At 57.8% G+C, this 14,420-nt stretch carries 10 protein-coding genes; 5 read left to right on the forward strand and 5 right to left on the reverse strand.

The window, feature by feature from the left end; genetic code table 11:
- The first annotated feature begins 495 nt into the window (after positions 1-495).
- The 5 genes from OKC28_RS02880 to OKC28_RS02900 all read left to right on the forward strand — a co-directional run bounded on the left by OKC28_RS02880 (position 496) and on the right by OKC28_RS02900 (position 6,618).
- Positions 496-1,521 carry an ABC transporter permease subunit gene (locus tag OKC28_RS02880; RefSeq protein ID WP_333562721.1) on the forward strand — a complete coding sequence of 342 codons (1,026 nt, stop codon included), beginning with the start codon at positions 496-498 and terminating at the stop codon, positions 1,519-1,521.
- 2 nt (positions 1,522-1,523) lie between these two features.
- A complete protein-coding gene (locus tag OKC28_RS02885) occupies positions 1,524-2,567 on the forward strand; it encodes an ABC transporter permease (RefSeq protein WP_017412677.1) in 1,044 nt (347 codons plus the stop codon).
- Positions 2,568-2,718: 151 nt separating this feature from the next.
- The gene (locus tag OKC28_RS02890) at positions 2,719-4,536 is read left to right on the forward strand and encodes an extracellular solute-binding protein (RefSeq protein WP_270687221.1); all 1,818 of its coding nucleotides are present in this window, start codon (positions 2,719-2,721) and stop codon (positions 4,534-4,536) included.
- Between the two features lie 25 nt (positions 4,537-4,561).
- Positions 4,562-5,620 carry an ABC transporter ATP-binding protein gene (locus OKC28_RS02895; RefSeq protein ID WP_270687223.1) on the forward strand — a complete coding sequence of 353 codons (1,059 nt, stop codon included), beginning with the start codon at positions 4,562-4,564 and terminating at the stop codon, positions 5,618-5,620.
- The gene (locus OKC28_RS02900) at positions 5,617-6,618 is read left to right on the forward strand and encodes an ABC transporter ATP-binding protein (RefSeq protein ID WP_270687226.1); all 1,002 of its coding nucleotides are present in this window, start codon (positions 5,617-5,619) and stop codon (positions 6,616-6,618) included. Before OKC28_RS02895 ends, OKC28_RS02900 begins: the two co-directional genes overlap by 4 nt.
- 724 nt (positions 6,619-7,342) lie before the next feature.
- Here the strand turns inward: OKC28_RS02900 and OKC28_RS02905 are convergent.
- From OKC28_RS02905 to OKC28_RS02925, 5 genes are all read right to left on the reverse strand, one after another.
- Positions 7,343-8,794 (reverse strand): aminoacyl-histidine dipeptidase, encoded by a 1,452-nt coding sequence (locus tag OKC28_RS02905; protein WP_270687229.1) that lies wholly within the window; start codon positions 8,792-8,794, stop codon positions 7,343-7,345.
- A gap of 1,105 nt (positions 8,795-9,899) precedes the next feature.
- The gene (locus OKC28_RS02910) at positions 9,900-11,012 is read right to left on the reverse strand and encodes a phage late control D family protein (RefSeq protein ID WP_270687231.1); all 1,113 of its coding nucleotides are present in this window, start codon (positions 11,010-11,012) and stop codon (positions 9,900-9,902) included.
- Positions 11,013-11,047: 35 nt separating this feature from the next.
- Positions 11,048-11,542, reverse strand: coding sequence for a phage tail protein (locus OKC28_RS02915; RefSeq protein WP_171272722.1), 495 nt, complete (start codon positions 11,540-11,542; stop codon positions 11,048-11,050).
- A gap of 12 nt (positions 11,543-11,554) precedes the next feature.
- The gene (locus tag OKC28_RS02920) at positions 11,555-14,287 is read right to left on the reverse strand and encodes a phage tail tape measure protein (protein WP_270687234.1); all 2,733 of its coding nucleotides are present in this window, start codon (positions 14,285-14,287) and stop codon (positions 11,555-11,557) included.
- A complete protein-coding gene (locus tag OKC28_RS02925; protein ID WP_085044601.1) occupies positions 14,284-14,415 on the reverse strand; it encodes a GpE family phage tail protein in 132 nt (43 codons plus the stop codon). The genes OKC28_RS02920 and OKC28_RS02925 overlap by 4 nt, the downstream gene beginning before the upstream one ends.
- Positions 14,416-14,420 lie beyond the last annotated feature (5 nt).

The raw sequence follows: 14,420 nt of genomic DNA on the forward strand, positions 1-14,420 counted from the left end.
TGATGAACTTATTATTAATGCTGATGTCTCTTTGTATCTTGTTTTGTGAAAATGAGAAAAAAAAGGAGGAAACACTGTTTTAGTGGCGATAGATACCATTGGTAGTTACCCGTAGAACAATATAGAGGTGTTGTGTTGATATCGTTTTCAGTTCGGTGGGGTGGAAGATATAGCCATTTAAATTCATGTGGTTGGATTTTCTTTAATAGCAGTTAAACAACTGTTTATTGTTTTTAAAATTTAATTGATAGCCAGCGTTTTGTTTTGATTTTTCTTTTTTAAATAAAAAACGTCATTTTCTTGCGGCTTTTACACCAAGTGGCCATTTCCATCGGTTTTACCCTTTCTTGTACTTGATTTTTGTTGCAGAGCTTTTACAGTGACCGAGCGGATTGTCTGCCAATAAACAGACTATCCAGCGAGTAATGCCAGGAAGGACAGGCAGGTCATCGGAATTGACTAGCCACACAAGAACAACAAGGACGAGGTTTCACCATGCTGTCGTATTTCTTACGTCGGATGCTTTTGATCATCCCGACGTTTCTCGGTATCACCCTGCTCGTCTTCTCCATCACCCGTTTCGTGCCGGGCGGCCCGGTCGAACGCATGCTGTTGCAGGCTCAGGTCTCACAGAATGAGACCGGGCGATCCAGTGGCAGCAAGGGGGCTCAGGCGCTCTCCGATGAACAGATCGAGGAGTTGAAGGCATTTTACGGGCTGGACAAGCCCATGCTGGTCGCTTATTGGGAGTGGCTGCAGAAGCTGGCTGTGCTGGATCTGGGGGAGTCGACCCGCTACTACGAGCCAGTATGGGATCTGATAAAGGACAAGCTTCCCGTGACGGCCTTTTTCGGGTTGGCGACCTTTCTGCTCAGTTATGCGGTATCAATACCGCTCGGGGTTGCCAAAGCCCTCAGGCATAACAGCCGCTTTGACTCTTTAAGCTCAATGCTCATCTACATGGCCTATGCGCTGCCCGCCTATGTGGTGGGGATCTTCCTCATCACAGTGTTCGCCTTCCATCTGGAGTGGCTGCCCATGGGCGGTTTTCCGGGGGACGACTTTGAATCCATGGAGAGCAGCTGGGATCAGGTCAGCACCGTCTTTGCCCATGCCCTGCTGCCGCTCATCGCCTACGCCATCGGGGATTTCGCCATCCTGACCATGACCATGAAAAACAGCCTGATGGAGAATCTGTCGGCGGATTATGTGCGTACCGCCGTGGCCAAGGGGTTGCCGTTTCGCAAGGCGGTCACCGACCACGCCATGCGCAACAGCCTGATCCCGATTGCCAGCCATCTTGGCAGCGTGCTGACTGTTTTCTTCGGCGGCTCCTTCCTCATCGAGACCATCTTTAACATCGACGGCATAGGCCTGCTTGGCTACGAGGCGATCGTCGAGCGGGATTACCCCACCGTCATGGGCATTCTGGCCATCACCTCCATGTTGATGCTGGTGGGCAATATCGTTTCCGATATCTGTGTGGCCCTTGTTGACCCCCGCGTGCGTTTTGGAGAATAACCATGAATCTCAACCCGGTTACGCTGAAAAAACTCAAGCGCTTCAAGTCGATCAAGCGCGGTTTCTACTCATTTGTCATCTTCACGGCCCTGGTGGTGCTCTCCCTGCTGGCGGAGCTGCTGGTCAACAGCCGGGCGCTGATGGTGAGCTATCAGGGTCAGCTCCATTTTCCCACTTACGGTGATGTGATCCCGGGCCAGCACTTCGGGCTCGATTACGAGTACGAGACCAATTACCGCCAGCTCAAGGCCAAGTTCGCAGCACAAGGCAAAGGCGACTGGGTACTGCTGCCGCTGGTGCCCTGGAACCCTTATGAACAGGACTTCAAGGAGGATGCCTATCCCCCTTACGCGCCCAGTGTGGCGGAGCGCCACTTCCTCGGCACCGACACCAGCGGTCGCGACGTGCTGGCGCGGCTGGTGTACGGTTTTCGCATCGCCATCGGCTTTGCCTTTATCGCCCTGGCGGCCAGTTACGCCATAGGGGTGACCATAGGCTGCATGATGGGGTTCCTCGGCGGGCGCTTTGATCTCATCCTGCAACGCTTCATCGAGATCTGGTCCCAGGTGCCGTTTCTCTACGTCATCATGATACTGGTGTCGCTGGCCAAGCCCAACTTCGGCCTCTTTGTCGGCATCAACGTGCTGTTCGGCTGGATGGGGATCACCTGGTACATGCGCACCCTCACCTACAAGGAGCGGGCGCGAGACTATGTGATGGCGGCGCGGGCGCAAGGGGCCACCACCAAACGCATCATCTTCAACCACATACTGCCCAATACCCTGATGATGATCGTCACCCTGGCGCCGTTTGCCGTGGTGGGCAACATCTCCACCCTGACGGCGCTGGACTATCTGGGCTTTGGTCTGGCGCCGCCGACCCCGAGCTGGGGGGAATTGCTCTCCCAGGGCATCAACAATCTGGATGCCATCTGGATCGTGAGCTCAGTGGTGGCGGCGGTGAGTCTGGTGCTGATCATGGTCTCCTTTATCGGCGAGGCAATCCGCGAGGCGTTTGACCCGCGCAAATTTACCCGTTATCAGTGACAAAGCTGGCGCTACACCGCGTTGGTATACGCTGGGCTACGAACAGTAATTAATGAAGGGCGGGCTGCCACCACAGGCGGTCCCGGGAGCAAGGGATAAACCCGTTATCAATCAAGACCCCCAGTGCAGGGGCTAGACTTGGAAGTCAAACATGAACAATAAAATCAAATGGATAGGTGCTCTTTTTCTACTGGTAAACGGATCCTGGGTCTGGGCCGCCAATCTGCCCGCGGATCTCAAGTGGGAGACCAATGATACTGACCCGACATTCGCGTCTCCCAAGGCGTTGCCTGGTGGTGATATCACCATGTTTGTCGACAGCTTTCCCCTGACATTTCGCACCGTGGGGCCGGACTCCAATGGTTCGTTCCGTTCCTATATTCTGGATAACCAGCTGCGACTCATCAGTTTTCACCCCAATACTGGTAACCCCATACCATCGCTGGCGACCCACTGGGCCATAGCGCCAGACAGCCAGACCGTCTATTTCAAGCTGGATCCGCGCGCCAAGTGGTCCGATGGCAAGCCGGTCACTGCCGATGACTACACCTTCGGCTACGAGATGATGCGCTCCAAACACATCAAAGGGCCCTGGTTCAACAACTACTACACCACGGAAGTGGTGGCGGTAGACAAAATTGATGCTCACACCATTCTGGTCAAGGCGGGCAGCCGCAAGGCCAAGCTGGACCTGCTCAACACCACCGAGCTGTGGCCCCAGCCCAAACATTATTACAAGCTCGACCCCAACTGGGTGAAAAAGTACAACTGGGCCGTGGTCCCGACCACGGGTCCCTATGTGATGAGCGAGGTCAAGAAGGGCAAGTCCATCACCTTCAGCAAGCAGCAAGACTGGTGGGCCAAAGACGATCGTTACAACCAGCACAGATTCAATATCGACACCATCAAGGTGCAGGTGATCCGGGATCACAACATAGCGTTTCGCCACTTCCTGAAGGGGGAGCTCGATACCTTCGAGATGATCCTGCCCAACTGGTGGCATGAAAAAGCGGTCACGCCGGAATACAAGAAAGGGTATGTGCAGAAGGTGATGGCCATGACCGACACCAAGCAGGGGGGGCAGGGGGTACACCTCAATGTCAGTAACCCCAAACTGTCGGATGTGAACGTGCGCCTTGGCATTCAGCATGCCATGAACCTCGACAAGATGATCGAGACGGTACTGCGTGGCGACTATGACAGGGTGACCACTTTCGGCTCGGGTTTCGGTGACTTTACCGACATGTCACTGCCAAGCCGGGCTTATGACATCACCAAGGCACGGGAGTACTTCGCCAAGGGCGGCTATGGCAAGCAGGGGCCGGACGGCATCTTGCAAAACGACAAGGGCGAGCGGCTGACCCTGGCGCTCACCTACACCACCCAGGAGCACTCCAAGCGACTGACTGTGCTCAAAGAGGAAGCCAAGAAGGCGGGCCTGGATCTGGAGCTCAACCTGGTGGATGGCGCCACCGGCTTCAAGGTGATGCTGGAGAAGAAACACGAAGCAGCCTGGCTCGGTTGGGGCGGCGGTGGTCTCTATCCCCAGTATTGGGAATCCTTCCATTCGGCCAACGCCAACAAGCCCCAGACCAACAACTTGTTCAACGTGGCTGACAAGGAGCTCGACACTCTGATCGACGCCTACAACGTCGAATTCGACATGGCCAAACGGGCCAAGCTCTCACAACAAATCCAGCAGCGTATCTATGATCTCGCCATCTTCGTGCCCGGGGTGCAGCTCAACTATGTGCGGGCCAGCAGCTGGCGCCATGTGATGCTGCCCGAGGTGCCTGCCACCAGAAATACCCCGGATCTGCTCTACTGGCCCATGGATGGCTACCCCCACAGCAGTGGCGGTCTGCTCTGGCTCGATCCCAAGGTGAAGGAAGAGACCCTGAAAGCCAAGGAGGCAGGAGAGGCGCTGGCGCCCATCAACCTGCTCGACAAGACCTATGCACATCATTGATGCCATTGAGAAGGGAGCGGCTGTTATGCCAACCATACAGGCTCCCATCCTCGACGTCCGAGATAATGGGGTGAAGTTCACCGTTGATAACGGCCAGAGCAGCGCCTCTATTCTCGAGGTACGTGATCTCGAGGTGGAGTTCGCCGTCGACGACGGCAAGATAAAAGTACTCGACGGGGTCAGCTTCTCTGTGGCCCCGGGCCAGACTCTGGGGATAGTCGGCGAGTCCGGCTGTGGCAAGAGCGTCACCTCCCTCGCCATCATGGGGCTCTTGCCCAAGCCCCATGGTCAGGTGGTGGCGGGTTCCATCCGCTTTCAGGGAGAGGAGTTGCTCACCCTGGCGCCGGATCAGATGTACAAGGTTCGCGGCAACCGTATTTCGATGATCTTTCAGGAGCCGATGACGGCGCTAAACCCGGTGCAGACGGTGGGTGATCAGCTGATGGAGGTGTTTCGCCTCCACAGGCCAGAGTACAGCAAGGTCCAGCGCAAGGAAGCGGCTATCGCCATGCTGCAAAAAGTGGGAATACCTGAGCCAACCCAGCGCTTTGCCGTCTACCCCCACAATCTGTCGGGTGGCATGCGCCAGCGGGTGATGATTGCCATTGCGCTCTCTTGTGAGCCGGACCTGCTCATCTGTGACGAGCCCACCACGGCGCTGGATGTGACCATCCAGGCACAGATCCTGGAGCTGATGAAAGAGCTGCAGGCCCAGACGGGTATGGCCATCATCTTCATCACTCACGACCTTGGTGTGGTGGCGGAGCTGTGCGACGAGGTGGTGGTGATGTACGCCGGCCGGGCGGTGGAGCAGGCCGATGTCTTTGAGCTGTTTGACAGTCCGCGCCATCCCTATACTCATGGTTTGATGAACTCGATCCCTCGGTTGGAAGATGTGCCCAAGAGCCTGCTAAAGACCATCAAGGGTCAGGTGCCCGCCCTGCACGAGATGCCGGCCGGGTGTCGTTTTTCCAATCGCTGCCCCCATGCCACCGAGCTCTGTGTGATCGCTATTCCGGCGACTGAACAGCTCAATCCTCACCACAGGGTTGCCTGTCACCATTGGAAGGAGCTGGCCGTATGAACACGCTTTTATCCGTGCGGGATTTGAAACAGCATTTTCGGCTGGGCGGTGGCTTTTTGCGCAAGCACTACACCGTTTATGCGGTGGATGGCATCAGTTTCGATCTGAAACAGGGGGAGACGCTTGGGCTGGTAGGGGAGTCAGGTTGTGGCAAGTCCACCCTGGGTCGTTCCCTGCTCAAGTTGTTCGAGCCGACTGCCGGCACCATCAGTTTCGAGGGGCGGGATATCACCCAGCTCTCGACCAGAGAGATGCGTTCCCTGCGCCAGGAGATGCAGATGGTGTTTCAGGATCCTGCAGAATCCCTCAATAGCCGCCATACGGTGGGCCAGATCCTGGAAGAGCCCTTCATCATCCACGGCAAGGGCGACAGCCAGCAGCGGCGAGAATGGGTATTGGCGCTGCTGGACAAGGTCGGTTTGCCGAAAAGTGCGGTGGATCGCTACCCCCACGAGTTCTCCGGCGGTCAGCGTCAGCGCATCGGCATCGCCCGCGCCATCGCTCTCAAGCCCAAGCTGCTGGTGTGTGACGAGGCCGTATCGGCCCTCGATGTGTCGGTGCAGTCCCAAATCGTCAATCTGTTGCTCAACCTGCAGCGGGAGATGAACCTCGCCATCATCTTCATCGCCCACGACCTGTCGGTGGTGAAACACATCTCGGATCGCATTGCCGTCATGTATTTAGGAAGGATTGTCGAGCTGGCGGATGCGCAAACCCTCTACCTGTCCCCTCGACATCCCTATACCCAGGCGCTGATCTCGGCCATTCCGGTACCGGATCCGCGCCGTCGCAACCAGCGCATCCTGCTGACCGGCGATGTACCTTCTCCCATATCGCCGCCCAACGGTTGCCACTTTCATCAACGTTGCCCCCATGCCACGGATCTGTGCCGCAATACGGCACCGAGCCTGCAGATTTGTGATGGGGGTGCCCATGAGGTGGCATGCCACACCCCCTTGCCGGTGGCTGAGGCGGTGCCGTTGGGAAAGGCGGTGTGATGCCACTCCCGGCGTCACAGCCAGAGGGCAGGGAAGAGAAGCAATAAAAAAAATGGGGCCTGTGGGCCCCATCTTCATGGTTGGAGTTCAGGTTTGGCCGTGGAACATCTGGCCAGGGCAGGACAGCGGCCCCGACATGGGGTGGCTGTTGTACGGATTATAATGTGTGTAATTTTACTACTTTTAATGTACTTCCCTGATGCATCAGGCACCGTAACGGAAGTAGTACTCACGGGTTGATGGGGCGTAGGTGTCTTTCTCTACGGCGCCTTTTTTGCTGGTTGCACCCTTAAGGTGGAACAATACTGCCAGGTTCTCAAACATATATTCACCTCATCGCTCTGTTATCTAATTGTTGTTTGTGACCTGAGTCACAATTTGATCCTATGGCCTTATGTGATATGGATCAACTTTTTGAGTGGTAAAGTTACATAAATCATGGAAAAGGTTTTCAAACCCAGTTCTGTTCATGGAGACGGTTTCAGAGACATGCATCGCCGGATGGCGGTATTGGGATGCTCAAACAGATGAATGGCGGGTGGATCAAAGAAGGGGGCCAGAAGATGCTCCGATCCGGCTCCTCGGGAGTGTGCTGATGCGGCTCCGCGGGTGACGGTTGCAAAAAAATACCCCGCACTGGGCGGGGTATAACTCATCGGGGGCAGCGGGCTCAACCTGTTCTGCGGAAGATCAGATTTCGATCCCCGCGGATGAATCGGCAGGCTTACTTGGCCGGGATCTGTTCCAGCACATGGACCAGCAGCTGCCAGAAGTGCTCGACAGCCGGGATATGTACCTTTTCGTCCGGTGAGTGGGCGCCACGAATGGTCGGGCCGAAGGAGACCATGTCCCAGTCCGGGTAGGCGCTCTTGAAGAGGCCGCACTCCAGGCCAGCGTGGATCACCATGACGTTGGGCATCTCGCCGAACAGGGTCTGGTAGCTGTTGCGTACCAGTGCCATGACGGGGGAGTCCACATCCGGCGCCCAGCCAGGATAAGCACCGGTAAATTCACAGCTGGCACCGGCCAGATTGAACAGGGAGCGAGTCATCTGTTCGACGCTCTCGCGACCGGAGTCGATGAGGGAGCGGATCAGGCACTGCACATAGATCTCACCTTCGAGCGTCTTGATGACGCCGAGGTTGGTGGAGGTCTCGGTGACGCCCGGGATGGCATCGCTCATGCGGATAACGCCGTTAGGGCAGGCCATCAGGGCGTCCAGCAGACGGGCCTGCAGGGTCTCGCTCATCAGTTTGGCCGGTTTGTCTTGAGCCGTGAGCAGCACGGTCAGGTTGGCTTCGGTGGCGGTCAGTTCGCTCTGGTAGATACCGGCGTAGCGATCGACCAGGGCCTTGAATTCATTGACGTGATCAGCGGGCACCAGCAGCTTGGCGCGGGCTTCGCGCGGGATGGCGTTGCGCAGGGTGCCGCCGTGGATCTCGGCCAGACGCACCCCCAGTGGCTCGGCAGCCTTGAGCAGGCGTACCAGCAGCTTGTTGGCGTTGCCACGACCGCGGTGGATGTCAACGCCGGAGTGACCGCCACGCAGCCCCTTCACCTGCAGTTCAAACCCTTCACCTTCGGTAGTGGCTACCATCTCCAGCGGGAAGCGAATATTGGCATCCACGCCACCGGCGCAGCCCATGTAGACCTCACCATCCTCTTCCGAGTCGGTGTTGAGCAGAATTTCGCCTTCCAGCCAGCCTGCTTCCAGTCCGAATGCGCCCGTCATGCCGGTCTCTTCGTCCGTGGTCAGCAGCACTTCCAGCGGGCCATGCTTGAGGCTCTTGTCGGCCAGCACGGCCAGGCAGCCGGCCATGCCCATGCCGTTGTCGGCACCGAGGGTGGTACCGCGGGCCGTCACCCAGTCACCGTCTATATAGGCATCGATGGGATCTTGGGTGAAATCATGCCGGGTGTCGGCGTTGGCCTGGGGCACCATGTCGATATGGGCTTGCAGCACCACACCCTTGCGGTTCTCCATCCCGGGGGTGGCCGGCTTTTTGATGATGATGTTGCCCACAGCATCTTGCTTGACCGCCAGACCTTCCTCTTGGGCCCACTGCATTATCCAGGTGCTTAAGCGGGCTTCGTGCTTGGAAGGGTGGGGAATGGAGCAGATCTGCTCGAAGAAATGCCAAATCAGTTTGGGAGAGAGAGAACTAAGCTGTGCCACGTCGGGACTCCTTACCAGCAAGGAAAATGATTGGGCCCCATCAACGGGCCGGGGAAGAGGATAACGATAATACAGTCAATCACACAAAAATGTGAGCGAACAGCGCAAATTGCGGGCGGCTTGTGCTGACAATCTGGCGCTTCACAGCGTGCAGCCGATGTGTGAGTGACCAGACCCAGCATAAAAGAAATTATGTGACGCAAATCACAAAAACATTGTATTTATGGCGCCGGCTGGTAAATTAGTGACCGTGGTTCGCCACCCGTCAGGATGACGAGGAGTGCCTCCAGGGAACCGAAGCAAAGCAAGTGCGCCTCCATGGAACCGAGTATCTGTTCAAGGATTTGAGCCCGCATTAAAGGTACGTAACTTGTTAAGCAATCAGGAGTTTTACTATGTCCGGCAGCAATTCAACCTATTGGTTTGCCCAATCACTTTATACCCAGGGTTATAGCTACCCGAATCCCTTCGCTTACCGCTAAGCCAGGGGTGCCCACAGGGGCAACACGCAAGATGCAGCAGCAGGTGAGCGAGGAATCTATCCTCCCCCTGCTATTTTTTTATCTGCAATTGGCGCCAGCGTCTGGTTATGCAGCGCGTGTGGCAGGCCAAAGCCGGATGGCGCGAGCGGGATGTCGCAGTTTTTTCCTGCATTTCGCATACGTTTGCCAGTCAATTTATCCGCAAACGGTGCTATCATTCCGGCCCAACAGCCTGTCTGGGGTCTTACCTCCAAACGACATGGCCGCCAGCTATGCCCATCCCGCTTTCATTGAATCCGTTTTTGCTGCCGAGGTTCCAGCCCTGAGGCAGCCAACGTGCAAGCCGAATTCGGGAGACAGAGGCGCCAGCATTGACTCAGCCGCGCGTGAACGCGAGGCGATTATTTTTTTAAGTAATTGTTTTATATAACTCTTCGAGATCGATAACATGCCTAAAAAATTCTACGCTCTTTAGTATGGATTTTTTAACATGGTAAAAATCATTTAAAAACAACAGCTTAATCATGGTCTCGTTAGTTGGTCAAGCGGTTGTGGCGGCAAAGTGGCGGCAGGGGATTTGATGATCGATAGTGGCGGCAGGGCTTAGGCTCTGCCGCCATTTTTCATTCTGGCAGTTCTTCCAGCTTCACTTCGAGCTGTACGCGGTTGGTGTAACCCTGATTGGTGAGGTCGTGCACCACCTGGGTGAGCAGCCAAGGAGCGGCGTCGATGTCGGGTTTGAAGCCCCTGACGGTGGTGGGTTGTTCTGGGTAGAGTTCGGGGCGGCCTTTGGCCAGGGTGATGTCAAACTCGGCCACCCCACGCTGCAGCTTTTCCCATTCTGCACGAGCGGCCCGCATGGCGTTGTTCTGGTTGGCGTAAACGTGGCGCAGCTCTTTGACGTTCTCGCTGTCGCCGACCAGCAGTTCGTGTTCCTTCTTGTTGACGACCACGCCCGGCGGTAGTGGCCGCTCCGGTTTCGGCTTGGTCTTCTTCTTGCGCTTCACCTCTATTTTCTTTTTCTCTGCGGCCTTGTTGTCTTGCCAGTAGGCGATGACGCCTGTGTAAGCGTCACGGTCGGCCACCGAGAAGCGGTGTTGATCGCCATCTTGGCGGGTGATGGTGATGGCCGGCAGGGGCTGGCCGCTGGCGGTGGTACCCTGGCCCGCCTTGATGAACATCAGGCGGGCAGATTTGACGGTGGCGATGGCATCACACTGACCCGCCAAGCGGGTGAGGAAGGCGAGATCGCTTTCGTTGGTCTGGTCAATATGGTCGATCAGCTGGCCCTTGAGTGAGTCACCCACGCAGGGGGTGAGCTGGTAGGGGGCGGCGAGCTGTTCGACGATGCTATTGACGGTGGTTTGGTGCCAGCTGCGTTCGCGCAGTTTGTTCATGCCACCGCGCAGATCTGCCGATTTGCCCCTGATGGAGAGCACGTCGGGGGCGCCGTTGTGCTCCACCTCGTCAATTTTATAGGTGCCCTTGTCGACCAGTGCACTGCCCTGCCAGCCGATGAAGGCGCGAAGGGTGGCCCCACGGCGTGGCATGTCGAGCTGACCGTCGCTGTCATCGAGGGTGATCTCGATGGTGTCTGCGGTGAAGCCCCGGTTATCGGTGATGGTCATCGACATCAGGCGCGGGCGGATGGCGGCCGAGATATCGTTGCCATCGACAAGTAGTTGATAGACCGGGATCGGGTGGCCATTTATGGGGTCGTTAAGTGGATTCTTCATGCCAGCAAATTCGGCTAGTTCTCCCAGAGTTGCCATTAGAACAGCCCCCCTACTTTGCCGCCGATCATGGCTCCCATCATGACGCTGCCGCCGAGACGGCCAAGCAGGTTACCGCCCACGCGGCCCAGCAGGCCATTCACGAGGCTGCCATCGTTGTTATCGATGCGCTTGAGCTTGATGGTGAACTCGATTTTTCTGGCGCTGCCATCAGCAAAGAACTCGCTGCGGGTGGTGCTGATGCCCTCTATCACGAACGAGCCGCGCATCACGCCATCGCCCTGGATCAGGGGGAAGGCCCCGCCGCTGTCGGCCATGAGGTTGAGCATGTCGAGCGCGACCGGGCCGCCGGTCAGTTCGGGCAACAGCACCCCGCTCAGGGTGCTGGTTTCCTCATCCACGCCTAAAAATTGATAGCTGGGGCGGGCGCCGACCCGGTTATTGCCGGGGTGGCGCCATGCGCGCTCGTCTTGTTGGGATTGCGGGGCCGCGGTCGATCGCATAAACACGAACCAGCCCAGGGTCATCATCATGGTGGTTGCTCCTTAGTTGCGATCGCCAAGAGTGGCGCGGCCACGGGCGGCGGCCTGCCGCTCGCGCTTGTCCAGTTCGCGGCTTACCTCTTGCGCCACATCGGCGCCGGATTGGCCCGGTTGCTGAACGATATGGATCGGGGCGTTAATCTCGGTGGTTGACGATGCCCCTCTGGCTGTAACTGGCTTTGCTGTCTGCACAATGCGGGGGCCATCACGGCCAGTTCCATTCTTATTAACGTTGATCACTTGCTCTCTAACCGTGCGGGTTGTGTCTGCTATAGGACTCGATGCCACCGGCTGCACCTGTTCTCGGATGGTGCGGGTCGTGTCGGATACTGGGTTCAATGCCACCGGCTGTAGCTGTTCTCGGATGGTGCGGGTCGTGTCGGATACTGGGTTCAATGCCACCGGCTGTAGCTGTTCTCGGATGGTACGGGTCGTGTCGGCCACTGGGCTCACTGCCACCGGTGGCAACTGTTCGCGGATCCGACGGGTAGTGCCATAGTCGTAACCACTGGCCAAGGCTGGTTGGTTGTAGTTACCAGTCAGGTACCCCGAAGGATTTATGTTGGCAGTGACGGAACCGCCGCCTTTCATCCAGTCAGGCAGCAGGTCGGTGAGGGCTTTTATCTTTGCTTTCAGGCTCTCCCACTTCGCGGTGATACCACCAATCAGGCCGTCGATGATGGCCTGCCCCTTGTTGGCAGCCCCCGCAGGCAGAGTATCGAAGAAGGCCCAGATCTCGCCCCAGTGCATAGTGAGCATGCCGAGTGGTGTCCATGAGAAAAGTTCCTTCATGAGATCCCAGAAGGCGAGCAACGGGGCCTTGCATTGTGCCCATAGTTCGCTGAACCACTGAGAAACTGCCCCCCAATTTTTGTAGAGCAGAAAGGCCCCAGCCGCGATCGCTGCAATCCCCATGATTATCCAGCCGATCGGGGTGGTGAGCATGGCTATACCGAGTCTGACCATGCCCATGGTCAGCACTTTGATGAAGGTTAGCAGGGGTCCCCCATAGACCAGCAGCATCGACATCCCCATCTTGATGGCCGCCAGTGGCCCCAGTAGACCCGCGACAATCAGCAGCAGCGACCCGCCAGCGGCTGCAGCCACGGCGGTGACCGCTGCGATACGGGTCAGGGTAGAGGTAAGCTCGGGGTTGGCCCGCATCCAGTCGCCAGTGACCTGGATGATCTCGGTGACCCGCTGGATAATGCCGCGCAGTGGGCCGTTTTCGGTCTCCATCATCTGGATGCCCACGTCGTCCCAGGCTGAGGTGAGGTTGTCCAGATCGCCGATGGCGTTATCGGCCATCACCTTGGCGACCTTTCCCGCTTCCCCCTGGGTTTGTTTCAACGTGGCGATCAGCTCCTGCAGCTTGCCTGAGCCCGCCTGCTCGGTCAGCACGGTCAGGGCGGCAAACGCCTCTTCGCCCGCGATGGCCTTGAAGTAGCCCGAGCGGGTGGCGTCCCCCATCTTGCTGGTTTTCTTATAGAGCTCGTCCAGGATATCGGGCAGAGATCGCAGATTGCCCGCAGCATCGGCAGCTTTTACATTCAGGGCGGCCAATGCATCATTCGCGGCCTTGGGAGGTGAGGCCAGGCGGCCGAGAATGGCGCGGATCGCGGTACCGCCCATGCTGCCCTGAATACCAGCATCCCCCAGCTTGCCCGCCATGGCGGAGGCGGTTTCAAGATCGACGCCGAGGCCAGCCGCCACCGGGCCAACGTATTTCATGGTTTCACCTAGCATCTGCAAGTCGACGTTGGCACGGGTGAAGGTGCCGACCATTACATCCCCGAGCCGGTTCATCTGGTTGGCCGGCAGCTTGAAGCCGGTCAGGATGTTGGAGCCGATATCGGCGGCGGCAGCAATCTCGACACCGCCCGCTTTGGCGATATCGAGCACCCCAGGCATGGCGTCACGGATCGCCTTGGGGGTGAAACCTGCCATGGCAAGAAAGCCCTGTCCCTGCGCCGCTTCGCCTGCGGTGAAGGCGGTATTGGCGCCGAGCTCCCGTGCCTGGGCCCGCAGGGCTGCCAGTTCGCCGCTGCCTTTGTCCAGCCGAGTGATCGCCTGCACCTTGGACATATCGACATCAAACCCCATGGCCTTGCCTGCGATATTGGTGCCTTTGTAGATGGCGGCAGCGCCGGTGGCCATGCCTGCGGCACCATAGCCCGCCATGGAACCGCGCATCGACATTGTCTTGTCATAGTTGGCTTTGACCTGGTTGAGGCGCTTTTGCTGGTCGGCAAGTTGGCCCAGCTTGGCGCGCTGCTGGTCGAGTTGGCCGTTGGCGGCTGCCAGGTCAGTCTTGAGGCGGCGCTGGTGATCGCCGAGCTGTTTGGTGTTGATGCCTGCTTCGTTCATGGCCCGTTTCAGGCTGCCGTGGCGGGCGACCATTTCACGCTCTTGCTGGGAGAGGTCTCGCACCTTCTGCTTGGCCTGCTCCATGGCCCGGGTCATTGCCTTGGTCGGCTGTTCTACCTTGGCGAACTCTTGGGCCATCTGCTGGGCGTCACGCTGAGCGGCGGTGAGTTGGGCGCGGGTGGCGCCAATCTGGCGCCCCAGGGTGCGATAGCCGTCAATCTGGCCGCTCTGGGTTTCCAGCTCCTTGATGCGCTTCTTGGTGGCGAGCAGGTCTTGAGCTGTCGTGCGGCTTTGGCCGCTGGCGGCTTTGAGGGGGGCGGTGATCTTATCGACCGCCCCGAGCAGGATTTGGAGTTTGAGAGGGTTCATTGTTCTTCTGCCCCGTTGATGCGGTTGTAAGTCTCAACGAGGCGTTGGTGCCAGCCCATCAGCTCGCTGATTTCCATGGCCGCCATGTCGGACGGCGGCCAGTGGGCGATGATGGCAATCTCTGCCATCAGGT

Origin of the sequence: Aeromonas sp. D3, from assembly GCF_027705025.1 — a bacterium.
Classification (GTDB): domain Bacteria; phylum Pseudomonadota; class Gammaproteobacteria; order Enterobacterales; family Aeromonadaceae; genus Aeromonas; species Aeromonas salmonicida.